Source organism: Prauserella isguenensis, from assembly GCF_014191605.1.
GTDB classification, from domain to species: Bacteria; Actinomycetota; Actinomycetes; order Mycobacteriales; family Pseudonocardiaceae; genus Prauserella; species Prauserella isguenensis.
Genome location: NZ_JACHWU010000001.1, coordinates 1,477,672 through 1,499,400 on the forward strand (window position 1 = coordinate 1,477,672; position 21,729 = coordinate 1,499,400).

The 21,729-nt window shown below is 70.7% G+C and carries 20 protein-coding genes and 1 pseudogene; 8 read left to right on the plus strand and 13 right to left on the minus strand.

All coding sequences use genetic code 11. From position 1 onward, the window contains the following. Positions 1 to 354: 354 nt before the first annotated feature. The gene (locus tag FHS23_RS06885) at positions 355 to 1,500 is read right to left on the minus strand and encodes an acyl-CoA dehydrogenase family protein (protein WP_183649468.1); all 1,146 of its coding nucleotides are present in this window, start codon (positions 1,498 to 1,500) and stop codon (positions 355 to 357) included. A 110-nt stretch (positions 1,501 to 1,610) separates the two neighbouring features. On the opposite strand from FHS23_RS06885, the pseudogene FHS23_RS06890 reads away from it, so the two are divergent. The 3 genes and pseudogenes from FHS23_RS06890 to FHS23_RS06900 all read left to right on the plus strand — a co-directional run. Next, a pseudogene (locus FHS23_RS06890) lies at positions 1,611 to 2,201 on the plus strand (TetR/AcrR family transcriptional regulator); the annotation flags it as partial. Between the two features lie 160 nt (positions 2,202 to 2,361). After that, positions 2,362 to 3,291 carry a carbohydrate kinase family protein gene (locus FHS23_RS06895; protein WP_183649474.1) on the plus strand — a complete coding sequence of 310 codons (930 nt, stop codon included), beginning with the start codon at positions 2,362 to 2,364 and terminating at the stop codon, positions 3,289 to 3,291. Positions 3,292 to 3,482: 191 nt separating this feature from the next. After that, positions 3,483 to 4,796 (plus strand): citrate synthase, encoded by a 1,314-nt coding sequence (locus FHS23_RS06900; protein WP_183649492.1) that lies wholly within the window; start codon positions 3,483 to 3,485, stop codon positions 4,794 to 4,796. Between the two features lie 128 nt (positions 4,797 to 4,924). On the opposite strand, the gene FHS23_RS06905 is transcribed toward FHS23_RS06900, so the two are convergent. Together FHS23_RS06905 and FHS23_RS06910 are read right to left on the minus strand one after the other, a co-directional pair. Then, positions 4,925 to 6,469 carry a glycerol-3-phosphate dehydrogenase/oxidase gene (locus tag FHS23_RS06905; protein ID WP_183649496.1) on the minus strand — a complete coding sequence of 515 codons (1,545 nt, stop codon included), beginning with the start codon at positions 6,467 to 6,469 and terminating at the stop codon, positions 4,925 to 4,927. Beyond that, a complete protein-coding gene (locus tag FHS23_RS06910; protein ID WP_183649497.1) occupies positions 6,466 to 7,074 on the minus strand; it encodes a TetR/AcrR family transcriptional regulator in 609 nt (202 codons plus the stop codon). The genes FHS23_RS06905 and FHS23_RS06910 overlap by 4 nt, the downstream gene beginning before the upstream one ends. A 16-nt stretch (positions 7,075 to 7,090) precedes the next feature. Here FHS23_RS06910 and FHS23_RS06915 point away from each other — a divergent pair, with 16 nt between their 5' ends. Next, on the plus strand, positions 7,091 to 8,710 hold the full coding sequence (locus FHS23_RS06915; RefSeq protein WP_183649498.1) for an FAD-binding protein: 1,620 nt from the start codon (positions 7,091 to 7,093) through the stop codon (positions 8,708 to 8,710). Here FHS23_RS06915 and FHS23_RS06920 read toward each other — a convergent pair. From FHS23_RS06920 to FHS23_RS06930, 3 genes are all read right to left on the minus strand, one after another. Continuing rightward, the gene (locus FHS23_RS06920; protein ID WP_183649499.1) at positions 8,700 to 9,359 is read right to left on the minus strand and encodes a gamma-glutamylcyclotransferase; all 660 of its coding nucleotides are present in this window, start codon (positions 9,357 to 9,359) and stop codon (positions 8,700 to 8,702) included. The genes FHS23_RS06915 and FHS23_RS06920 overlap by 11 nt on opposite strands. 4 nt (positions 9,360 to 9,363) lie before the next feature. Beyond that, entirely contained in the window at positions 9,364 to 10,629 is a 1,266-nt protein-coding gene (locus FHS23_RS06925; protein ID WP_183649500.1) for a peptidase C39 family protein, read from the minus strand. A 191-nt stretch (positions 10,630 to 10,820) separates the two neighbouring features. Then, a complete protein-coding gene (locus tag FHS23_RS06930; RefSeq protein WP_183649501.1) occupies positions 10,821 to 12,443 on the minus strand; it encodes a long-chain fatty acid--CoA ligase in 1,623 nt (540 codons plus the stop codon). Between the two features lie 300 nt (positions 12,444 to 12,743). Here FHS23_RS06930 and mihF point away from each other — a divergent pair, with 300 nt between their 5' ends. Continuing rightward, on the plus strand, positions 12,744 to 13,055 hold the full coding sequence (gene mihF, locus FHS23_RS06935; protein ID WP_183649502.1) for an integration host factor, actinobacterial type: 312 nt from the start codon (positions 12,744 to 12,746) through the stop codon (positions 13,053 to 13,055). Between the two features lie 272 nt (positions 13,056 to 13,327). On the opposite strand, the gene FHS23_RS06940 is transcribed toward mihF, so the two are convergent. Together FHS23_RS06940 and FHS23_RS06945 are read right to left on the minus strand one after the other, a co-directional pair. Further along, the gene (locus tag FHS23_RS06940) at positions 13,328 to 14,473 is read right to left on the minus strand and encodes an isochorismate synthase (RefSeq protein WP_183649503.1); all 1,146 of its coding nucleotides are present in this window, start codon (positions 14,471 to 14,473) and stop codon (positions 13,328 to 13,330) included. Between the two features lie 4 nt (positions 14,474 to 14,477). Next, on the minus strand, positions 14,478 to 15,188 hold the full coding sequence (locus FHS23_RS06945) for a 4'-phosphopantetheinyl transferase family protein (protein WP_183649505.1): 711 nt from the start codon (positions 15,186 to 15,188) through the stop codon (positions 14,478 to 14,480). Between the two features lie 231 nt (positions 15,189 to 15,419). Here FHS23_RS06945 and FHS23_RS06950 point away from each other — a divergent pair, with 231 nt between their 5' ends. Further along, positions 15,420 to 16,457, plus strand: coding sequence for an NAD(P)/FAD-dependent oxidoreductase (locus FHS23_RS06950; RefSeq protein WP_183649507.1), 1,038 nt, complete (start codon positions 15,420 to 15,422; stop codon positions 16,455 to 16,457). A 240-nt stretch (positions 16,458 to 16,697) separates the two neighbouring features. Here FHS23_RS06950 and FHS23_RS06955 read toward each other — a convergent pair whose 3' ends face one another. The 4 genes from FHS23_RS06955 to FHS23_RS06970 form a co-directional block, all read right to left on the minus strand. After that, a complete protein-coding gene (locus FHS23_RS06955; RefSeq protein WP_183649509.1) occupies positions 16,698 to 17,024 on the minus strand; it encodes a hypothetical protein in 327 nt (108 codons plus the stop codon). A gap of 68 nt (positions 17,025 to 17,092) precedes the next feature. Next, complete coding sequence (locus tag FHS23_RS06960; RefSeq protein WP_343053695.1) at positions 17,093 to 17,698, minus strand: TetR/AcrR family transcriptional regulator; 606 nt, start codon at positions 17,696 to 17,698, stop codon at positions 17,093 to 17,095. Next, a complete protein-coding gene (locus FHS23_RS06965; protein ID WP_183649511.1) occupies positions 17,689 to 19,230 on the minus strand; it encodes an AMP-binding protein in 1,542 nt (513 codons plus the stop codon). The genes FHS23_RS06960 and FHS23_RS06965 overlap by 10 nt, the downstream gene beginning before the upstream one ends. Then, on the minus strand, positions 19,227 to 19,976 hold the full coding sequence (locus FHS23_RS06970) for an enoyl-CoA hydratase/isomerase family protein (RefSeq protein ID WP_183649513.1): 750 nt from the start codon (positions 19,974 to 19,976) through the stop codon (positions 19,227 to 19,229). The genes FHS23_RS06965 and FHS23_RS06970 overlap by 4 nt, the downstream gene beginning before the upstream one ends. Before the next feature lie 83 nt (positions 19,977 to 20,059). On the opposite strand from FHS23_RS06970, the gene FHS23_RS06975 reads away from it, so the two are divergent. Together FHS23_RS06975 and FHS23_RS06980 are read left to right on the plus strand one after the other, a co-directional pair. Continuing rightward, on the plus strand, positions 20,060 to 20,521 hold the full coding sequence (locus FHS23_RS06975) for a GNAT family N-acetyltransferase (protein ID WP_183651091.1): 462 nt from the start codon (positions 20,060 to 20,062) through the stop codon (positions 20,519 to 20,521). 46 nt (positions 20,522 to 20,567) lie between these two features. Continuing rightward, a complete protein-coding gene (locus tag FHS23_RS06980) occupies positions 20,568 to 21,251 on the plus strand; it encodes a metal-dependent transcriptional regulator (RefSeq protein WP_183649515.1) in 684 nt (227 codons plus the stop codon). An 83-nt stretch (positions 21,252 to 21,334) separates the two neighbouring features. Here the strand turns inward: FHS23_RS06980 and FHS23_RS06985 are convergent, their stop codons facing one another. Further along, a complete protein-coding gene (locus FHS23_RS06985) occupies positions 21,335 to 21,691 on the minus strand; it encodes a DoxX family protein (protein WP_183649517.1) in 357 nt (118 codons plus the stop codon). Positions 21,692 to 21,729 lie beyond the last annotated feature (38 nt).

Below are 21,729 nucleotides of genomic sequence, written 5' to 3' on the forward strand. Positions count from 1 at the left end.
CGTCGTGTTGCGTCCTCCGGGGCCCGTGTTGCGGTTTCCGGGGGCCGTGTTGTCGATTCGGGTCGAGAACACGGGCGCGTGGCCACATCGCGTTCCGCTGGCTCGAGGGGCGTCCTTCGGGGACGGCGGGTCCCGCAGGGGCACGGCGGTGCGGCATGGGCATGGCCGCTTTTCCGGTCTTGCTCGAAGGCCTGAGTCCAGGACACGCTCCCGTGAACCTGCAACACGGGCCCCGGAACCTGCAACACGGGCCCCGGAACCTGCAACACGGGCCCCGGAACCTGCAACGCGGGCCCCGGAATCCGCAACACGGGTCCCGGAACCTGCAACACGGCGTTGCCGGGCACGCGGGGGTTACGCCTCCTTCAGGTGGCGGGCGATGACCATGCGCTGGATCTGGTTCGTGCCCTCGAAAATCTGCGGCACCTTGGCCTCGCGCATGTACCGCTCGACGGGGAAGTCCCGGGTGTAGCCCGCCCCGCCCAGGACCTGCACGGCGTCGGTCGTCACCTTCATCGCCGAATCCGTCGCGACGAGCTTGGCCACCGACGCCTGCCGCTGGAACGGCATCCCGCGGTCACGGCGCCGGGCCGCGTCGAGGTACATGGCGCGGGACGTCTCGACGGCGGCCGCCATGTCGGCGAGCAGGAACTCCAGCCCCTGGTTCTCGATGATGGGCTTGCCGAACTGCTGCCGCGCCTTGGAGTATTCGACGGCCTCGTCGAGCGCCGCCTGTGCCAGGCCGACCGAGCACGCTGCGATGCCGAGCCGGCCGGACGCGAGGGAGTCGAGCGCGATCTTCAGCCCCGCGCCTTCGCCGCCGATCAGCCGTGTCGTGGGCACGCGCGCGTCGGAGAAGATCATCTGCGCCGTCGTCGACCCGGTCAGGCCCATCTTGCGTTCGGGTGCGGCCGCTTCGAGCCCGGGCGTCGACGCGTCGACGAGCAGACAGCTGATGCCTTTGGCGCCGTCGTCGGAGGTCCGGACCATCGTCGTGTAGAAATCGGCCTGGCCGCCGGCGGTGATCCACGCCTTGGTGCCGTTGACGACGTAGTCCTCCCCGTCGCGGCGGGCGCGGGTGGACAGTGCCGCGGCGTCGGACCCGGCGTGGGTCTCGGACAGCGCGTAGGCGCCGAGCAGCTCGCCGCCCAGCATCGCGGGCAGCCACTCGTCACGTTGCTCGTCGGTGCCGTAGTGCGCCAGCGAGAAGCAGGACATCGTGTGCACCGACAGTCCGACGCCGACGGACATCCACGCGCTCGCGATCTCCTCGAGCGCCTGCAAGTAGGTCTCGTACGGCACGTCGCCGCCGCCCCAGTGTTCGGAGTACGGCAGTCCGAGCAGGCCGGATTTGCCGAGCAGGCGGAACTGCTCCCTGGGGAAGCGCTCGGCCTCCTCGTACTCGGCGGCGACGGGCGCCAGTTCGTCCCGGGCGATCTCGCGGGCGAGCGCGACCAGGTCGGCGGACTCGGCGTCGGGAAGGAGGCGTTCGGCGGGCATGGGTGGCTCCTCGGCTGGCTGTGTTCGCCCCGAAGGCGCCCTTGGGGCAAAAATTTAGTACTGAGAACAGTACTGGGGTGGCGTTCTCAGTACCATTCTAAGCTCGACGTATGCCTCAGAACCAGACCCGGCGGCGAACTCGCCCGGCCACTGCCCGACAGCAGGCGTTGCTCGCGGAGGTGGAGGAGCTGTTCCTCGCCGACGGGTTCCTCGGTTACACACTCGACGACCTGGCGGGACGCCTCCGCTGTTCGAAGTCGACGCTGTATGCCCTCGCCTCCAGCAAGGAGCAGCTCGCCGTCACGGTCGTCACCCACTTCTTCCGCGGGGCCGCCGAGCGCATCGAGGCGCGCGTGGCCGGGGCCCCGGACGCGCGGGCGAGGATCCAGGAGTACCTGGCGGGTGTCGCCGACGAGCTGGGGCGCGCGTCGGAGGCGTTCATCGCCGACGTCGACACGTTCGAACCCACGCGCGCCACCTACGAGTTCAACTCGCACGCGGCCGCGGAACGCATCCGCGCGTTCATCGCCGAGGGCACGGCCGACGGCCTGTTCCGCGACGTCCACGGCCCGCTGGTCGCCGAGTTCGCGGAGCTGCTGATCGAGCAGATCCAGAGCGGCACCGTCCGTGCACGCACCGGATACTCGGACGCCGACGCCTTCGCCGCACTGTCCGATCTGCTGCTGGGAGGATTGCAGCGTGACGGTCGGCACCCCGGAGACGGCGACTCCGCCGGATCCACGGGTGCCGCCGTGCGGGCTCGGGCGGCCGAGCGGGACGGCGACACCGCAACGGCGGCAGGCGGCCACGGGTGATCAGGCAACGGCCACGGGAAGTCGTGGCGACGAAAGGAGTGCGCCGATGATCGTGTCCGGCGGCGAGGCGCTGGTGGATCTGGTGCCCGCGGAGTCCGATCCGGACCTGCTGGCTCCGAGGCTCGGTGGCGGGCCGTACAACGTCGCGCTGGCTGCGGGCAGGCTGGGTGTGCCGACGGCGTTGTTGTCGCGCCTGTCGACGGATCGCTTCGGCGACGCGCTCGTCGCGAGGCTTGCCGCGTCCGGTGTGGACACGTCGTTGCTCCAACGCGGCCCGGAGCCGACGACGCTCGCCGTCGTCGCACTGGACGAGTCGGGCGCGGCGCGCTACAGCTTCTACACCGAGGGCACGGCCGACCGGCTCGTCGCCGACCCCGGCCTGCTGCCTGCGGGCACCAGGATTCTGTCGCTGGGCACGCTCGGCATGGTGCTGGAGCCGGGCGCGAGCGCGTACGAAGCGGTCCTGCACCGCGAGGCCGCCCGCGGCGTACTCACCGCGCTGGACCCGAACATCCGCGCCGACATGATCCGTGACGGCGACGCGTACCGGCAGCGGTTCGCGTCGTGGTTGCCGAGCGTGCGGCTGCTGAAGGTGTCCGACGACGACGCCGAGTGGCTCGCCGGTGGCGAATCCGCCGTGGCGGCGGAGACTTGGCTCGATGCCGGGGTCGACGCCGTCGTGTTGACGCGCGGCGGCGACGGCCTGTCGGTGTTCACGGTCGACGGTGAGGTCGCGCGTGTTCCGGCGGCCGACGTTCCGGTCGCGGACACGATCGGCGCGGGCGACACAGTGCACGGGGCGCTGCTGGCCTGGCTGGCGGATCGAGGGGTGACGAATCTCGCCGCGATGACGCCGGACGCATGGACGCAAGCGCTTGCGTACGCCTCGCGGGCGGCCGGCGTGACGGTGTCCCGCCACGGCGCCGAACCGCCTACCTCGGACGAGTTAACCGAGGGCCAAAACACCAGCGTGTGAACCTTGTCGCAACGGGTCGCTGTGGGTAACGCCACGGCTGCGAAAAGGCCCTTATCTGGACTAGCGTAAGGGAGCATTCGTACCCCAGCGGGGCGGTGCGACGAGGCTGAAGGGCCTGTCGCGTACACGCGGTGACCAGCAGAACATGCGGTCGCCACCGGCCGGCCCGTGTGACCGTGAGAGGCATGTGCATGTCCGACGCGACTGCGGCGCAGTCCGAGGGCGAGAAGGCCGTGCTCCGCTTGCCCGATGGCGAGCACGACTTCAACGTTGTCCGCCCTGTTGACGGCGCCCCCGGCATCCAGCTCGGGAAGCTGCTGGCCCAGACCGGCTACATCACCTACGACCCGGGTTTCGTCAACACCGGGGCCGCGTCTTCCGCCATCACCTATATCGACGGTGACGCGGGGATCCTGCGCTATCGGGGTTATCCCATTGAACAGCTGGCCGAACGCTCGACGTTCGTCGAGGTGTCCTACCTGCTGATTCACGGCGAACTGCCGAACAAGCAGCAGCTGGAGGACTTCACCTCGAAGATCAACCGGCACACGCTGCTGCACGAGGACCTGAAGCGCTTCTTCGACGGTTTCCCGCGGGACGCGCACCCGATGCCGGTGCTCTCGAGCGCCGTCTCGGCTCTGTCGACCTTCTACCAGGACGCGCTCGACCCGTTCGACAAGTCCAACGTCGACCTGTCGACCGTCCGGCTGCTGGCGAAGGTCCCCACGATCGCGGCCTACGCCTACAAGAAGTCGATCGGCCAGCCGTTCCTGTACCCGGACAACTCGCTGGGTCTCGTGGAGAACTTCCTCCGCATGACGTTCGGCCTGCCCGCCGAGCCGTACGAGATCGACCCGGTGATGGCGAAGGCCCTCGACCAGCTGTTCATCCTGCACGCCGACCACGAGCAGAACTGCTCCACGTCGACCGTGCGTCTCGTGGGCTCGTCCGAGGCCAACCTGTTCGCCAGCATCTCGGCCGGTGTCATGGCCCTGTTCGGCCCGCTCCACGGCGGCGCGAACAGTGCCGTGCTCGACATGCTCGAGGGCATCAAGGCCGACGGCGGCAACGTCGACAGGTTCGTCGAGCGGGTCAAGAACAAGGAGCCCGGCGTCCGCCTGATGGGCTTCGGGCACCGGGTCTACAAGAATTACGACCCGCGCGCGAAGATCATCAAGAAGACGGCCGACGAGATCCTGTCGAAGATCGGCGGCAACGACGAGCTGCTCGACATCGCCAAGCGGCTCGAGGAGCGTGCGCTCTCGGACGACTACTTCGTCGAGCGCAAGCTCTACCCGAACGTCGACTTCTACACGGGCCTGATCTACCGGGCCATGGGCTTCCCGACGCAGTTCTTCACGGTGCTGTTCGCCCTGGGCCGGCTGCCGGGATGGATCGCGCACTGGCGCGAGATGATCGAGGACCCGGAGACGAAGATCGGCCGTCCGCGGCAGATCTACACGGGTGCGAAGGAGCGCGACTACAAGCCGCTCTCCGAGCGCTGAGTACGACAGCGCTGACTCGCGGATCGCACACGAGGGCCGCCGCCGGTGAACCTGGACGGCGGCCTTCGTCGTGTCCGAGGTGGGGGCGCACCGCCCCCACGGGCCCCGCGGGGGCACTCGGGGCACGGTCAGGCGAGGGTGCGGAGGCCCTCGGTGGTGCGGGCGACCAGGTCGGCGACGCGGGGGCGGGCTGCCTCGGCCTCGGCGGGCACGAGGCCGAGGCGGGTTCGCCGGTGCAGCACGTCGTCGGCGTCGAGCGCGCCCTCGTGCCGCGCGGCCCACACGACCTCGGCGCCGGTCACGTCGGTGCCCGCGAGAATCGGTTCGCCGAGCTCCGGGTCGACCTCGCCGAGGGCGGCCACGCGCGGCGCTTCGGTGCCGTACTTGGCGACCAGTCGTGGCGGTGCGTCCACAGCGGACAGCTGTTGCCGGCTCGCCGCACCGAACAGCGGCAGCCTGCTCGTCCTCGACCGGCCGACGGACAGGCCCGCCGCGCGCACGGCCGCGTCGACGGCGTCCTCGGCCATCCTGCGGTACGTCGTCAACTTGCCGCCGACCACGGTCAGCACGCCCGTGTCGGGGTCGGTGAGCACGGCGTGGTTCCGGGACAGATCCGCTGTCGCGCCGCCCGCCTCCAGCAGCGGCCGCAGGCCCGCGAACGCCCCCAGTACGTCGTCGCGCGTGAGGTTCCGTGCCAGCACCGACGACGCGACCCCGAGCAGGAAGTCCACATCGGACTGCGGAACCGTCGGGACGTCCTCGGGTCCACTGTCGAGCGGCTCGTCGGTCAGGCCCAGGTACACGCGCCCGTCGGGCTGGGGGAGCAGGAGTACGAAGCGATTCAGTTCTCCGGGCACCGGCACCATCACAGACGCCTCGCCCAGGCCGGTCCGCTCGGCATCGAGCACCAGGTGAGTGCCGCGCGACGGCCGCAGTCGCACCGAGGGTGCCAGTGAACCGGCCCAGACACCGGTGGCGTTGACGACCTGTTTCGCCCGCAGTTCCACAGTGGATCCGGTGAGCCGGTCGCGTGCGACCGCGCGGTCGGCGTGTAGTTCCGTGGCGGAGATCCGGGTGAGTACGCGCGCGCCGTGCGCGGCCGCCGTGCGGGCGATCGCCACGACGAGGCGCGCGTCGTCGGTGAGTGCTCCGTCGAACGACAGCAGGCCGCCCCGCAGGCCGGCGCTCCGGAGGCCCGGCGCGAGAGCGAGCGTCTCGGCCGACGGCACGGCCCGTGGCCGGGGCAGGAGGGACGACGGCGTGCGGGCGGCCCTGCGCAGCGCGTCGCCCGCGTGCAGCCCGGCTCGGGTGAGCAGATGTCCGGTCGTCGCGCCGTAGTCGGGGAACACCTGTGCCATCGGCCGGGTCAGGTGCGGCGCGGTGCGGGTCATCAGCACGCCGCGTTCGACCGCGCTCTCGTGGGCGAGACCGAACTCGCCGTGGGCCAGGTAGCGCAACCCGCCGTGCACGAGCTTGCTCGACCAGCGTGAGGTGCCGAACGCCAGGTCGTCGGCCTCCACGAGCGCGACCGACAGGCCGCGGGACGCCGCGTCGAGGGCGCAGCCCGCCCCGGTCACGCCGCCGCCGACGACGAGGACGTCCACCTGCCGGCCGGAGGCGAGTTCGTCGAGTTCCCGCGCGCGGCGGCGGGCTGTCAGTGAGGCGGTGATCATGGTTTGAGGGCTCCTTCGAGGAGGTGGGCGAGTTCGGTGAGCAGGGCAGCCGGCGCCACGCCGCCGTCACCCGCGGTCGCAGGGCGGCGGGAGAGCACGAACGACTGCAGTAGCAGCAACAGGGCGCGGGACTGTGCGGCCGCGTCGCCGGGCCGCACGGAGCCGTCGGCGTGGCCCTCGGTGACGAACGTGCGCAGGCCCTCCTCGGCGAGGCGCTGTGTCGCGCCGAGGCGTTCGGTGACGTACGGCAGCAGCAGCTCGGCGTCCAGGTCCAGCACGGTGCGCAGCAGCGGATCGGTGCCGAGTCTGCCGACGCCGGCGACGGCGTGCTCGACGAGGCGTGCCCGCGCGGTGCCGTCCTCCGGAATCTCCCCGGCCACACCCTGCAGCAGTGCGGTGAACTCCCGGGTCATGAGCGCGGCGAGGATGCTGCCGACGTCGGGGTAGCGTCGGTAGACGGTCATGCGCGACACGCCGGCGGCCTGGGCGATACCGGTGAGCGTGGTGCGCCGGACACCGTCGGCGAGCACGCATTCCTTCGCCGCGTCGAGCAGAGTGTCGTCGGAGACACGGCCACCGATACGGGTGTGACATTCCGGCTTCATGTGTCACACTCTAGTCGTGACCGACAGCATTGACCACCGCCTGCGCGGTGCCTGGACGCCCGACGGTGCCGACGCCGCCCATCTCACGGCCAAGGAGCTCCGCTGGCTGCGGAGCCGGATCGGCGACACCACGCCCAGCGACCCGGTGGCCCCCGATTCCGCCATCGCGACGCCCGCGTCGCAGCTGCCGGGGAAGGCCCGGTCGGCGCTCGCCGGCATCGTCGGCGCCGGCAACGTCCTCGAGGAGTCCCGCGAACGGCTGGAACGCAGTGGCGGACTGTCGTATCTGGACCTGCTCCGGCGCAGGCAGCCCACCTCGGGCATCCCGACGCCCGACGCGGTCGTGTTGCCCGGGAGTCCGCAACAGGTGCAGCAGGTGCTGGACGTGTGCGTCGAGAACGACGTCGGTGTCGTTCCGTTCGGTGGCGGCACGTCCGTCGTCGGTGGTGTCACGGCGTTCAAGGGCGACAAGCAGGCCGTGGTCGTGCTGGACCTCGAGCGCCTGAACCGGCTCGTGTCGGTCGACCCGATCTCGCGTACCGCCGTGCTGCAGGCCGGTGTGCGGGCGCCGGACGCCGAACGCATGCTGTCCGCGCACGGGTTCACCCTCGGTCACGTCCCGCAGTCGTTCGAACGCGCCACGATCGGCGGGTTCGCGGCCACGCGTTCGGCCGGGCAGGCCTCGTCCGGATACGGGCGCTTCGAGGACATGGTCACCGGTGTGCGGCTGGCGACGCCGCGCGGCGAGTGGGAACTCGGCGTGGCGCCCGCGTCGGCAGCGGGCCCTGATCTGCGACAGCTCGCGATCGGCAGTGAGGGCGCGCTCGGTGTCATCACCGAGGTCGCGCTTCGTGTGCGGCCGCTGCCCGAGAACGAGCACTTCGAGGCGTTCGCCGTCGACGGCTGGGAACGGGGCAGCGGACTCGTGCGGCAGTTGGCGCAACGGGGGCTGCTGGCCGACATCACGCGGTTGTCCGATGTGGACGAGACACAGGTGCAGCTGCAGATGGCGGGCACGTGGAAGACGAGCGTGCTGCGTCGCTACCTGGGCGCCCGCAGCGTCGACGAACCGTGCCTGTTGGTGCTGAGCTGGCACGGCGACTCGGCGGAGCGTCGCAAGAGCGCGATGCGCCTGTTGCGCTCCGGTGGCGCGGTGTGGCTCACGTCGGCGCCCGCGCGGGCGTGGCTGCGGGGGCGGTTCGGCGGGCCACGGCAGCGGGATGCGTTGTTGGACGCGGGCGTCTGCGTGGAAACGCTCGAAACCGCCACGCACTGGTCCAAGCTCGGCACGCTCTACGACCGGGTCCGCACTGCGCTGCGCAGGGAACTCGGCCACCCGCTGATCATGTGCCACGTGTCGCACGCGTACGAGACGGGTGCCTCGCTGTACTTCAGCGTGCTGACGCCCCGCGATCCGGATGACCCGATCGGTCAGTGGGAGCGGGCGAAAGCCGCGGCCTGCGAGGCGATCTCCGCCGACCGGGTGGGTACGATCTCGCACCACCACGCCGTCGGCATGGACCACGCGCCGTACCTGGCGGGGGAGATCGGCGAACTCGGCCGCGACGTCCTCGCGGCAGCGAAGCGGGCCGTCGACCCGAGCGGGATCCTCAACCCCGGCAAGCTCATCGGCTGAGGGGCATACCCTCCGGGATGACGGTCACGTCGAGTCCGTGCGTCCCGGCCGCCTCGCCGCTCAGCCGGGCGGCCCCGTACTGGTCGAGGTGCGCCGTGCGCACGGGCTCACCGTCGATCAACAACGGCATGTTGCCACCGTCGAGGCCGACGTAGGCGTACACATCGTCCAGCACGGACCCGTCCTCGAGCGTGATCCGTCCACTGTGGATACGCGCGAGCTCGTAGGCCTTGCCCCGCGCCTCGCAGACGTCGAGTGCTTCGACCTGACCCTGCGTCGCGAACCACACGGCGTGCCACTCCGTGACACCCGGTGCGAACGCCAGCGTCGCCGGCCGCTGGTCGTCCCGCGGGCGCAGAGCCGCCGCCCACACGGCGGCCAGGTCGCGACACTCCGCGTGGGCGGCGATCACCGGACCGGACAGCCCCAGCGTCTCCCGCAGCCATGTGATCTTCGAAGGGCACACGTTCGAGCCGTACGCCAGGACCGGGATGCGTTCGGGGTCCGCACGCGCTGCCGCGAGCGCCTCGGACGACAGCGTGTATCCCGCGCCGTCGTGGTGGACGTACGACCGTGACGGCCGGGCACCCGGATACGGGTCCTCCGGGTACGCGTCGTCGTGGAAGATCGGTTCTCCGGAAACCAGCATCGCCTCAGCCCTCGATGATGTACGCGACGCCGCCGCTGCCGCTCGCGACCTCGCCATCGGCGTCGTAACGCTTGGTGCGCTGCCAGATCGTTTCGAACTGCTCCCGATCGTAGACGCGGCGCACCTCGTCGTTGGACTCCGACGCCGGGTCGTTCGCGATCACGTCGCCGTCGCCGGTGAACCCGACGACCACCATGAGGTGCCCCGCCGTGCCGTAGCCCGCACCGTCGAGTTCGGATTCCAGGAACGACTGCGATGTGATCACCGGGACGCCACGCGCGATGTAGCCCTCCAGCTCGGCCAGCGAATGCAGCCGCGTGATGTGCCCCTCGAGCCCGTACTGCGAGGCGTAGGCGGTGTTGAACGGCCAGTTGCCGGTGCCCTCGTACGCGTAGTCGTACGTGTGGCGCGCCGCGTGCGCGACGCTCTTGTCCGGGTAGTCGGCGGGCAGCCACGACAACTGTTCGTCGGTCGGCTTCGCGCCCCAGTACTCGGCGACCATCGTCGTCGACGTCGGGCTGCACCACGCCTGGCCGCCACCGCCGTACTCGGGGTAGTTGCCGCGGTGGACGTTCTGCGCGTACGTGGGTACGTCCAGCTCGATGCCTGCGGCCTCGCCCGGCTCCGTCAGCTGCGGCTCGAATCGGTCCGGCACGTCGGAGGTCATGGCGCCGGCCTGCGCGACGACCGGCGAGGCGCCGGAGCCCTCGGCGCGGTACAGGGTGACGCGCAGTCGGTAGGCGCGGAAGGCCACGCCGTCGGCGGCCGACAACGTGTCCGTGTAGACGGCGGCGTGCTCGTCCGACTGCCCGGTGACGCTGGTGCGTTCGATGTCGCCGTCGCCGTAGGCCCACGTGCCGAGCGTGTACCAGGACGTCTCGGCACCGCCCGCGGTACGCGCCTGCGCCTGCACCTTCAGCCACGTGCCCTGCGGAGTCCGCGCGTTCCAGGACGCGATCAGCTCCGTGGCGTCGAATCCCGGTTCGTACAGCGGCGATGTCCAAGTGCCGTACTCGTAACCGTTCTCGGTGCCCACGGGCTCGCTGATGCGCAGGCCCTCGGCGTCGGGGCGGACACCGCCGCGCTCACCCGCGGCGAAGTCGCGGGCGCCGTTCCAGCGGTGGAAGTCGATGGCTTCGTCCTTGGAGGAAGGGTGCGTGGCCTGCGCCCCGCCGAGCGACAGGGCGGGTGCCGAGGCGGTGGCCGTGGGCTGCAGGATCACCGACGCGGTGAGAGCCGCCATCAGCACCGTGGAGAGTCGTCCGCGCATGGCGCGTCATTGTTATGGGCGGACAGCGGCCTGTAAACCGCGCGTGGGCCGTTCGGCCCACGTCGTGAGTCCTCCCCTCGCCCTCCGTGCGCGGCTCGGTTCCGTGGGGTGCCCCGCCGGGCACCTCAGTGGCGCTCAGTGCCCCCGAGGTGCCCTGCGGGGCATCAAGCCCTGGGTCGGGTGGTGCACGCTCAGAAGTGGGTGATGTCGAGCTTGCCCTCGGCGTGGGCGGCGCGAATGCGCTTCTTGTCGAACTTGCCGACGCTCGTCTTCGGCACCTCGGGCACGAACGTCCAGTGCTCGGGCAGCTGCCACTTCGCCACCTTGCCGCGCAGGAACTCCCGCAGCTCGTCGGCGGTGACGGTGTGGCCCTCCCTGACGACGACAGCCACGAGCGGACGCTCGTCCCACTTCTCGTCCGGCACGCCCACGACCGCGGCCTCGGCGACGGCCTCGTGCGCCATGACGTCGTTCTCCAGGTCGACCGACGAGATCCACTCACCGCCCGACTTGATGACGTCCTTCGACCGGTCGGTCAGTGTCAGGTAGCCGTTCGGGGTGATCTTGCCGACGTCGCCGGTGCGCAGCCAGCCGTCGCGGAACTTCTCGGGGTCGGAGCCCTTGTGGTACGCGCCGGCGATCCACGGGCCCGCCACTTCGAGTTCGCCGACGCTCTCACCGTCCCACGGCACCTCGTTGCCGTCGTCGTCGATGAGCCGAGCCTGCACGGAGGCGGGGAACCGGCCCTGCGTGTAGCGGTAGCGCCATGCCTCCTCACCGGACGTCCCTCGCGGCGGCCGGGCCACGCTGCCCAGCGGCGACGTCTCGGTCATGCCCCAGGCGTGCAGCACCGGCACGTCGTAGCGCTCCTCGAACGCGTGCATCATCGACGGCGGCGCGGCCGACCCGCCCACCACGACCTCGCGCAGGTGGGAGATGTCCTGCGGGTTGGCGTCGAGGTGCTGGAGCAGGCCCTGCCAGATCGTCGGCACGGCCGCGGCCTGCGTCGGCTGCTCGGCCGCCATGATCTCGGCGATCGGCCCGGGCTGGAGGAACCGGTCGGGCATGACCATCGAGGCGCCGACCATGAACGCCGCGTACGGCACGCCCCACGACATCGCGTGGAACTGCGGCACGATGACCAGGGTCTTGTCCGTGTCGGACAGCCGCATGCTGTCCGACATGCACACCTGCATCGAGTGCAGCCAGATCGAGCGGTGCGAATAGACCACGCCCTTGGGCTCACCGGTCGTGCCGGACGTATAGCACATCGCGGCCGCCGAACGCTCGTCGATCTCGGGCCAGTCGAACTCGGTGGGCTGGGCGGCGAGCAGCTGCTCGTAGTCGTGAACCTGAACGCCCTCGGGCGCCTCGACGGCCGCCGTGTCACCGCCCGAGACGACGACGTGACGCACCGTCTTCATCTGGGCGAGGGGCTTGTTCAGCAGCGGAACCAGCGTGCCGTCGACGATGATGACGTGGTCCTCGGCGTGGTCGGCGACGTACACCAACTGCTCGGGGAACAGGCGGATGTTCAGGGTGTGCAGCACCGCGCCCATCGCGGGGATCGCCAGGTAGGCCTCGAGGTGCTCGGCGTTGTTCCACATGAAGGTGCCGACGCGCTGGTCGCCCGTCACGCCGAGGCCGCGGAGGGCGCCCGCCAGCTGCGCGGCACGGTCGCCCACCTCGGCGTAGCTCCGTCGGCGCGTATCCGATCCGGTCCACGTGACCACTTCGCTCGTGCCGTGCAAGGTGCTGCCGTGCTTCAACAGGGTCGCGATCGAAAGGGGGGCGTCCTGCATCGTGCTCAACATTGAGACTCCCGTGGTTCTTGCGGTGAACTCGGATTCAGCGCGAGCCTATCCGTAAGCTGCGAGGTGCAGCAGGTGCTGCGGCATAACAGTTGCGCGTAGCGGTAGACCACGGCCCGGACGTTTCGGCCCGCATGCCTCGGACGGGGGTTCATCGCGTGTCGATTTCGCGGAAGAAGGGGTCTTGGCGTTTACTGGGCCCGTGGTAAGAGACGGCCTGGCCAGCGCTTGCTCGGGCAAGCACCTGGGGATCCGGGTTGTCGCCGCTGCACAAGCGGCACCCGAGAAGAAAGGAAAGGTACGTTGGCTCTGCCTACGTTGACTCCGGAACAGCGGCAGGAAGCCCTGGCCAAGGCGGCCGAGGCTCGCAAGGCGCGCTCGGAGCTGCTTGCGTCGATCAAGGACGGTTCGGAAAGCATCGAGAAGGTGCTGAACCGCGCCAAGGACGACAAGACGGTTGGGAAGACCAAGGTCACCCAGCTGCTGAAGGCTGTTCCCGGGCTCGGCGCCGTGAAGGTCGCCGCGCTCCTGGAGCAGGCGGGCATCGACCCTGACCGCCGGGCCGCAGGCCTCGGCGACCGTCAGCGCGAAGCTCTCATCAGCGCTCTCAAGTGACGCCTCGCGTCCGTGGGTGGCCCGCCGTGACGGTGTGCCGCCCACGGACCGTCGCGGATTTTCGGGTCTGAATTTTCCGAACCGGTTCGTTTCCGGTTCGCACATTCATCGACGGTGTTTTCCGCCTCGATGTTCGCCGCCGTTTCGCGGCGGCCCGATGTCCCTTTCGTGTGTTCGGGACTGCTACCGGAGTCGTCGTGTGCCCGGAGTGGCCGCCTGCCCCTGCCGTGTGCGCGCCGGGGTTCCCCGCTGTTCGCTCACGCCCTGAGGCGTCAGCGCGTGAGCGTGCCGGTGTCGAGTCCCATCGCGCGGGCCAACGTGGCGAACTTCGCCGACGTCTCGTCCAGTTCGGCCTGCGGGTCCGAGTCGGCGACGATCCCGCCTCCCGCGTACATCCGCAGCGACGTCGCGCCCGCGTCCGCGCAGCGGATCGACACGGTCCATTCGCCGTCGCCGTCGGCGTCGACCCAGCCGGTGGCTCCGGCGTAGTAGCGGCGGTCGAACGGCTCCAGTTCGCCGATCAGCCGCCGCGCGGAGTCGACGGGCGTGCCGCAGATCGCCGGCGTCGGATGGAGCGCCGACGCCAGGTGCAGTGCGGTGGTCGCAGGATCGGCCAGCTCTCCGGTGATGCGCGTGCCGAGGTGCCACATCGCTGGGGTGCGTTCCAGTGCGGGTTCGGCGGGCACGTCGAGGTCGCGGCAGAACGGGCGGAGCGCTTCCGCGACGGCCTCGGTGAGGATCGCGTGTTCGAGCCGGTCCTTCTTCGAGGTGAGCAGGGCTTCGGCGTTCGCAGCGTCGGCGACGGCGTCCGCCGAGCGGGGCATGGATCCCGCGTACGGATGCGCCACGACGCGGTTGCCGCGACGGGACACGAGCAGTTCCGGGCTCGCGCCGAGCAGCGTCCGCCCACCGGGCAGACCCGCGCCGAACACGTAGCCGTGCCGGTGGTCGAGTACCAGGTTGCGCACGATCGACGCGACCGGTACCTCGTCGGCGAACTCGACGTCGAGCGCCCGCGCCAGCACTACTTTCCGCAGGTCACGGACGGCCAGTTCGGTGACGGCCGTGCGCACAGCGTCGGCGTGGATCGGCGGTTCCGGCACGGCTCGCACCGCGGTCGGAGCGCCGATGCGCTGCCGGGCGAGTCTGCGGACGTCGGGGTGGGCCGGGCCCGCGGTGTGAGTCGTCCGTGGGACGACGAGCCGCGCAGGTGTGCCGGTTGCGGCGTCGTACGGCAGGACACCGGCCGCGATGCCGCCGCCGCGGTCGGCGAGCGCCGTGGCCACGCGGTCCGCGAGCGCGTCCTCATCGGTTCCGGTGATCTCGTCGTCGGTGCCGCGGGCGAGGATCGTGCGCCGAGCGGTGGCGAACAGGAAGTCGCCGCGCCGGTACTGCTCGACCAGGCGCGCGGCGTCCATACCGTCAGTGTCCCAGCATGGCCGGCCGCGGGCTCCACCAGTGCTCTGTGACCTCAAGCTCGTCGGGGGTGAGGACGGCCACCGCGGCGTCGTATCCGTCGCCGGGCTGTAACGAGGCGAGCCTGGCGGTGGCGGGGTCCAGGGCGGGTGCTTCGGACGACACGAGACGTACCTGCTCACCGGGGGCCGACAGGGTGAGGCTCGTCAGCGGAATACGCAGACCTTTGCCGGTCGCCTTCATCAGGGCTTCCTTGCCGGTCCAATAGCGGAAGAACGCACGCGTGCGGTCGTCGTCGGTCAGCTCGGCCACGGCGGCGCGTTCGGCCTCGGACAGCGCGTAGTCGAGGAGCCCGTCGGCGGCCCGGCGCGTGGTGGACTCGACGTCGAGGCCCAGCTCGGCACCGTCGGCGAGGGCGAGGCCCACGCGGTCGCCGGCATGTGAGATCGACAGCCGGAGTGTGCTGCCGGGGATGCGCGGCGGGCCGTGCTGCTTGTCGCAGTCGTCGCAGGTCGCGTCGAACACGACGTCGGCCGTGGGGATGCCGAGGCGCTGCGCGACCTGGGTCTTCGCGAGAACCCGTCCGGTGAGGAACCGCCGACGGTCTTCGGGTGTGCGGTAGGCCGAATACCGGTCCAGTTCGACGTCGGTCAGCAGCTCCCGGTGGTCGGCGGTGTCGTGCACCGGAACCGCCCACCAGACGGAACACGTGATCATGCCGTAAGACTAGCGGCGCGAAGCGCCTCCGTGGGGGGTTGGTGGTTGGGCGACGGGCGGGCTAGCGGCGCGGAGCGTCTCCGTGGGGGGTTGGTGGTTGGGCGACGGGCGGGCTAGCGGCGCGGAGCGACGCTGCTGTCCGGCGATCCCTGCACACAGTTTGCGGTTCTCGCAAGAATATTTGCCGATTTCGTGAGGTGGGCGCAGTGTGGGAGCCGGAGGTGGTCGGACATGACACAGGAACGGACACAGGCCACGGCGGATACGGGGCGGTACGACGTCGTGGTGGTCGGAGGCGGTGCTGCGGGGCTCAACGCGGCGCTGATGCTGGCCCGTGCGCGGCGCAGCGTGCTCGTGCTGGATGCCGGGGAGCCGCGCAATGCCCCCGCCGACGCGGTGCACGGGCTGCTGGGCAGGGAGGGCACACCACCCGCCGAGCTGCTGGCGCGCGGCCGGGAGGAGGTGCGCGAGTACGGCGGCGAGGTCGTGACGGCGAGGGTCGACGACGTGTCGCGCGCCGGGGCGGGCGGGTTCACCGTCACCACGGCGGAGGGTCGGGTCGTCGAAGCGCGCCGTGTGCTCGTCACGACGGGACTCGTCGACGAACTGCCGGACGTCCCGGGCGTGCGGGAGCAGTGGGGCCACGGTGTCGTCCACTGCCCGTACTGCCACGGGTGGGAGGTGCGCGACCGTGCGATCGGGGTGCTCGCGGGCGGGCCCATGTCGGTACACCAGGCGTTGCTGTTCCGGCAGTGGAGCGACGACGTGGTGTTCTTCGCGCGGGGCACGACGCTGTCCGACGACGACCGGGAACGGCTTCTCGCCCGGGGTATCCGCATCGTCGAGGGCGAGGTCGCCGCGGTGGACGTCGACGGCGCCCGGATCACGGGCGTGCGATCGGCGGACGGGTCGACGACGACGCGGGACGTGGTCGTGGCCGGGCCGCGGATGACCGTGCGTGCGGGATTCCTGGCGGGCGTCGGGCTGTACCCGGGTGAGCACCCGTCGGGCGCCGGAGATCACCTGGCCGTCGACGGGCGCGGGGAGACCGACGTCGCCGGCGTGTGGGCGGCGGGCAATGTCACGGATCCGTCGGCGCAGGTCGGTGGTGCCGCTGCGGCCGGAGCGTTCACGGCCGCGCAGCTCAACGGTGACCTTGTGCAGGAGGAGACCCGGCTCGCGGTCGCGGCCTACCGCGAGTCGGCCGACCGTGACTCCGCTCCCTCCGACTCCGCTCCCTCCGACTCCGCCGTCGCGACGGCCGGCTGACGAGCGGGGCCGGACTCAGTGCGGCAACGCCCCGGGCGCAACGGCCTCCGGGGCGTTGCCGCACTGCGACTCCCTGCAGTGTTGAGGTCCACAGCGTTGATGGTGCGTTCCACGGCGGTTCGGACCTCGCTGACGGGACTGCCGTGGTGATGCGTACGTGCCTGTCGCAGGTTGCTGCCGGCTCCCCTGCGACGTGGAGAGGCCCGGCCTTGGGCCGGGCGCGGCGTCAGCTGCCGGCGGTCAGGATCGGCTGCCCTGCTTGATCGCGAGGGGAACGCCCGCAAGATCCTCCTCGTTGCAGAGGATCTTCAGGTTGTAGTACGGGTATCCGTCGCGATCGTCGTAATCGAGGTGGATGGCGATGACGTCGGCGGGTTCGCCTAGCCACTGCTGCGCCTTGCGGAGCCAGGCCGCGCCGCGCTCCAGAGCGGCGGGAAGATCGTCGTCACGGAACTCGACGGGACGGTAGGGCACATCGTGGATGTGGTCCTGCGGATCGGTGGGCGTGGGAAGCCCGGGGGCGACGCCCTCGTCGTTGAGTTCCAGGTGGATAGTCTGTTCACTCACCCCACGAGCGTCCCCCAGTGGCGGCGTCGGGGCAAGCGCCACCCCCTTCGCGCTGGGCCGATGCCCCCTCATCGGGGTGGTCGAGGCGGTGCTCCGACGAGGCGCCGTGCGAGGTCGGCGTAGTGCTCGGCGAGGTCGTTTCTGCCCAGCTCGCCGCCGGGGGAGAACCACCGGGCGACGCCGTTGCACATGTCGAGCAGGGCCAGTCGAGTCGTCGCGGGGCGGGTGGTGGTGAACACACCGCTGCGCAGCCCGTCGTCGAGGGCGTCCGACCACAGCTTTTCGTAGGCGTCGCGGATGCCGACGACGTCCCGGCGGGACGCGGGCGTGAGCGCGTCGACCTCGTTGTCCACCACGCGCGTGCGCATCGGTTCGCGGGCGTGCCGGGTCACGTGCAGCACCACGAGCCGGTCGAGCCGTTCGACGGGGTCGTCGAGGCCGTCGAGCTCGGCGAGTGCCGCGTCGAGCAGACTCTGCAACGACGAGCGCATGATGTCCGCGAGCAGCCGTTCCTTCGTCGGCATGTAGTGGTACAGGCTCGCCGACGAGAGGTTGGCGGCCTTGGCGAGGTCGCGGATGCCCGTGCCGTGGAATCCTTTCGTGGCGAACAGCCGCACCGCCGCACGGTGCACGCGTTCGCGGGCCGGTGTGCCGCCGGGGCCCGTCACAGCCACGTGCCCGCCTTCCGGTCGTACGCGCCGGTGCGCTGGTCGCCTTCCCGCAGCTTTCCCTTCGCGACGCGCTCCGACGGAGTCATCGGCAGTTCGTCCACAACGGACCAGAACCGCGGCACCTTGAACCGTGCGAGTTTCGTCTCGCAGAACTCCGCCAGTGCCTCGGGATCGGGTTCGTCGGCCCCGGCGTTCCCGGCGAGCACGACGTACGCCTTGACCTCCTCTCCGCGCAGCTCGTCAGGGACGGCGACGACCGCTGCGCCTGCGACGCCGGAATGCAGCAGCAGGGCGCGTTCCACCTCGTCCGCGGCGATGTTCTCGCCGCTGCGGCGGATCATGTCCTTGGTGCGGCCGACGAAGAACACGCGCCCCTCGTCGTCCATGCGAGCGATGTCGCCGGTGTGGAACCAGCCGCCGCGGAACGCCGTCGCGGTCGCCTCGGGGTCGTCGTGGTAGCGGTGCATCAGTCCGGTCCCGCGGATCAGCAGCTCACCCTCGGTCCCACGCGGCACCGGAGCGGCGTCGGAGTCGGCGACGATCACCTCGCGATGCGCCGCGGGACGGCCGATGCATCCGGTGCCGACCAGTTCGTCGTGGTCCCGCGGATACATGCGGATGTCGCCACCGGTCTCGGTCATGCCGAACGCCTCGTACCACGGCACGCCCCAGCGGGCCTCCAACTCGGCGTGCAGTTCCGGTGGGACGGCCGAGGCCGTGATCGCGCGCACGCGGTGGTCGCGGTCCTCCGCCTGCTCGGGCATGCGCAGCAGCAGCGTCGGCATCAGGCCGAGGCAGTAGAACCACGTGACGCCGTGTTCGCGCACCTTCTGCCAGAACGTCGAGGGGTGGAACCGGTCCAGCACCACGAGCGTCGCGCCGGACCGCAGTCCCAACGCGACGTTCCACTGTGGATCGATGTAGTGGAACGGCTGTGCGGTCAGCATGATGTCGTCGGAGGAGATCGCGGGAAACGCCGTCGCCAGGTCGTCGGCGAGCGTCGTCCAGTAGCGGTGCGGCAGGACGCAGCCCTTCGGCGCACCGGTCGTGCCGGACGTGTACTGGATGTTGGTGGGCGTCTCCGGGGTCGGCGTGAAGTCGGGAGCCGGGCCGGTCGTGGTGAGCCGGTCGGTCGTCAAGACCTCGCGGATCCCGGTGCCCGGCGCGACGGTCCGGAGCAGGTCGGCGAACTCGCCGGACGTCACGGCCAGCGTCGCGCCCGAGTGGGCGATCACGTGACCGCCGTCGAGTTCCCGGTACCCGGTGTTGACGGGCACCATCGCCGCGCCGAGGCGGGCCAGCGCCAGCCACAGCAGGGGGAACTCGGGCCGGTTGGGCAGCATCACGGCCACGCGGTCACCCGCCGTCACCCCGCGCTCGGCCAGCGCGGCGGCGAGTCCTCGGGTGCGCTGGTCGACGTCGGCGAACGTGAGCGTCTCGCGGGTGTCGGCCGCGGCGTCGTCGAAGACCCACGCGGGCTTGTCGGGCCAGGTCCTGGCGGCCGTGGTGACGAGTTCGACGAGGTGTGCGCTCATCGCGACCGGAACTCCTCGGCGCTCTTCTCCATCTCGGGGGTGTGTTCGGTGAGCAGGGCGTGGGTGACCTCGAGTTCCAGCACGGTCTCGACCGCGGTGTCGATGCCGTGGTCCAGTGCACGCTTGGCGAGCGTCACCGAGCGGGCCGGTTTGCCCGCCAGCTCCGCGGTCAGTTCGGTGACGTGTGCGTCGAGCTCGTCGCGCGGCACGACGCGGTTGACCAGGCCCAGCTCGGCGGCGGCCGCGGCATCGACACGCTCGCCCAGCAGCATCAGCTCCTTGGCCTTCAGCGGTCCGACCAGCAGCGGCAGCAGCCGGGACGCGGCGCCGGTGACGCTGAGGCCCAGGCCCGCTTCCGGGAACGCGAACACCGCGTCGTCGGCGGCCACCACGAGATCGCAGCCCAGTGCGAACTCGGCGCCCGCCCCGATCGCGTAGCCGTGCACGGCCGCGACGACCGGCTGCGGCAGGCCGCGGAGCCTGCGCGTGACGTCCTGCAGCCGCTCCAGCCGCGGGCGGGAATCACCTTCGGGGAGGGGTTCCTTGAGGTCGTGCCCTGCGCAGAACGCCCGTCCGCCGCCGGTCAGTACGACGACGCGGATGTCGGTACGGGCGGCGACGGCGTCGAGCGCGGCGAGCAGGTCGTCGACGAGCTCAGCGGTCACGGCGTTGAGCCGCTCGGGCCGGTCGAGGCGCACGACGGCCACGCCGTCGGCACCGGATGTGTCGAGCTGGACGGTCGGCATGCCGCAACCCTAGCGGCCCGATCAATCGATCGATAGACCAGAAGGGTGGCATCACGGCCGTGACCTGTGCTGAACTGCACCTCATGCCGGTACGTGACGCGACACCCGAGGACGTCGAGGACATCTGCCTGCTCATCGAGGAGCACGCCCGGTACGAGGGCAAGGACGACCTCGTGCTCGACCGTGGCGACATGGCGAAACACCTCTTCGGCCCCGAACCGAAGGCCTGGGTGGTGATCGCCGAGGCAGAGCCCGACGGTGCGGCCGGCGAACGGGTGACGGCGGGTATGGCACTGTGCGCTTGGACGTTCCCCAGCTGGGACGCCAAGCCCGGCGTGTTCCTCGACGACCTGTTCGTCAAGCCCGAGTTCCGCAGGTACGGGCTCGGCAGGGAGCTCATGGCCGAGCTGGGCAGGCGCACCGGCGGCCGGGTCGAATGGGACATGCAGGTCGGCAACGCCAAGGCCGAGGCCTTCTACGCCTCGCTCGGCGGCAAGCCCGTGGAAGGCTGGGTCAAGTACCGTTGGGTTCCCGACCAGGGGTGAGGCGCGGTAGCCGGTTCCGTCGGGAGGAGGCCGTATCTTGGAAGGCATGGGAGACGGCTCGAATCGGCGTTCGTCCTCGATCGAGGACTACATGCGCGCGATCTACGGCCTCGCCGAGCGTGGTGAGGCCGTGACGAACACGTCCCTGGCGGGCAGGCTCGAGGTGAGCCCGTCGTCGGCGTCGGGCATGGTCACCAAGCTGGCCCAGCAGGGGCTCGTCGAGCACGTGCCGTACCGCGGCATCGAGCTCACCGCCGAGGGGTTGCAGCTCGCCAGGTCGGTGCTGCGCAGGCATCGGCTCATCGAGACCTATCTCGTCTCCGAACTGGGCTACACGTGGGACGAGGTGCACACCGAGGCCGACCTCCTCGAACACGTCATGTCCGAACGTCTCGTCGAGCGCATCGCGGCCAAGCTGGGCGACCCGGTGCGCGACCCGCACGGCGACCCGATCCCCGCGCCGGACGGCAGCGTCGAGGAGATGTCCACGGCGCTGCTCGACGAACTGCCCGCCGGGGCGGTCGGGGAGATCGCCCGCGTGTGGGACACCGACCCCGAGCTGCTGCGCTTCCTCGCGGAGCGGTCGATCACGATCGGCGACCGCGTGGAGGTGGTCGAACGGCAGCCGTTCGGCGGCCCGGTCGTCGTCAAGATCGGCCCGGCCCCCGAGGCCGCCACCCACGCCCTCGGCACCACGATCGCCCAGGCACTCTCGGTCACCGTCCGCTGAGACTCCCCGGCGCGTGTTCTGCTTGCGTGTCCTGCGCTCAGACGCGCGTGTTCTGCGCCCGGGTCGCCCGTAGCGCCCGCGCGTCACGTGAAGTGCCCCACGGCTCCCACGGCGAGCACCAGAAACACGGCCGGGAACGCGATGTTGTGGAGCACCCGTGCGCGGACGTGCACGGCGACGGCGATCACGAAGAACGCGACGAGGCCGATGGCAGCCGCCGTACCGATCAGTGGAACTCCCGCGAACCCGAGCAGCAGCCCCACGACACCGGCACCCTCGACGATCGCGAGATGTGGGACCCACCGGGTGTCGAGGCCCACCTCGGCGCAGTTGTCGAGCACGAACCGCGCACGCATCGCCTTGGCGACCACTTCGACGGTGTTGAGTACCGCGCAGCCGATCGCGGCGGCCAACAGCGTGACGTCGAGCGCTCCGCTCATGGTCGTCTCCCTCGGGGTGTCCGTTGGTTCTCACCCCT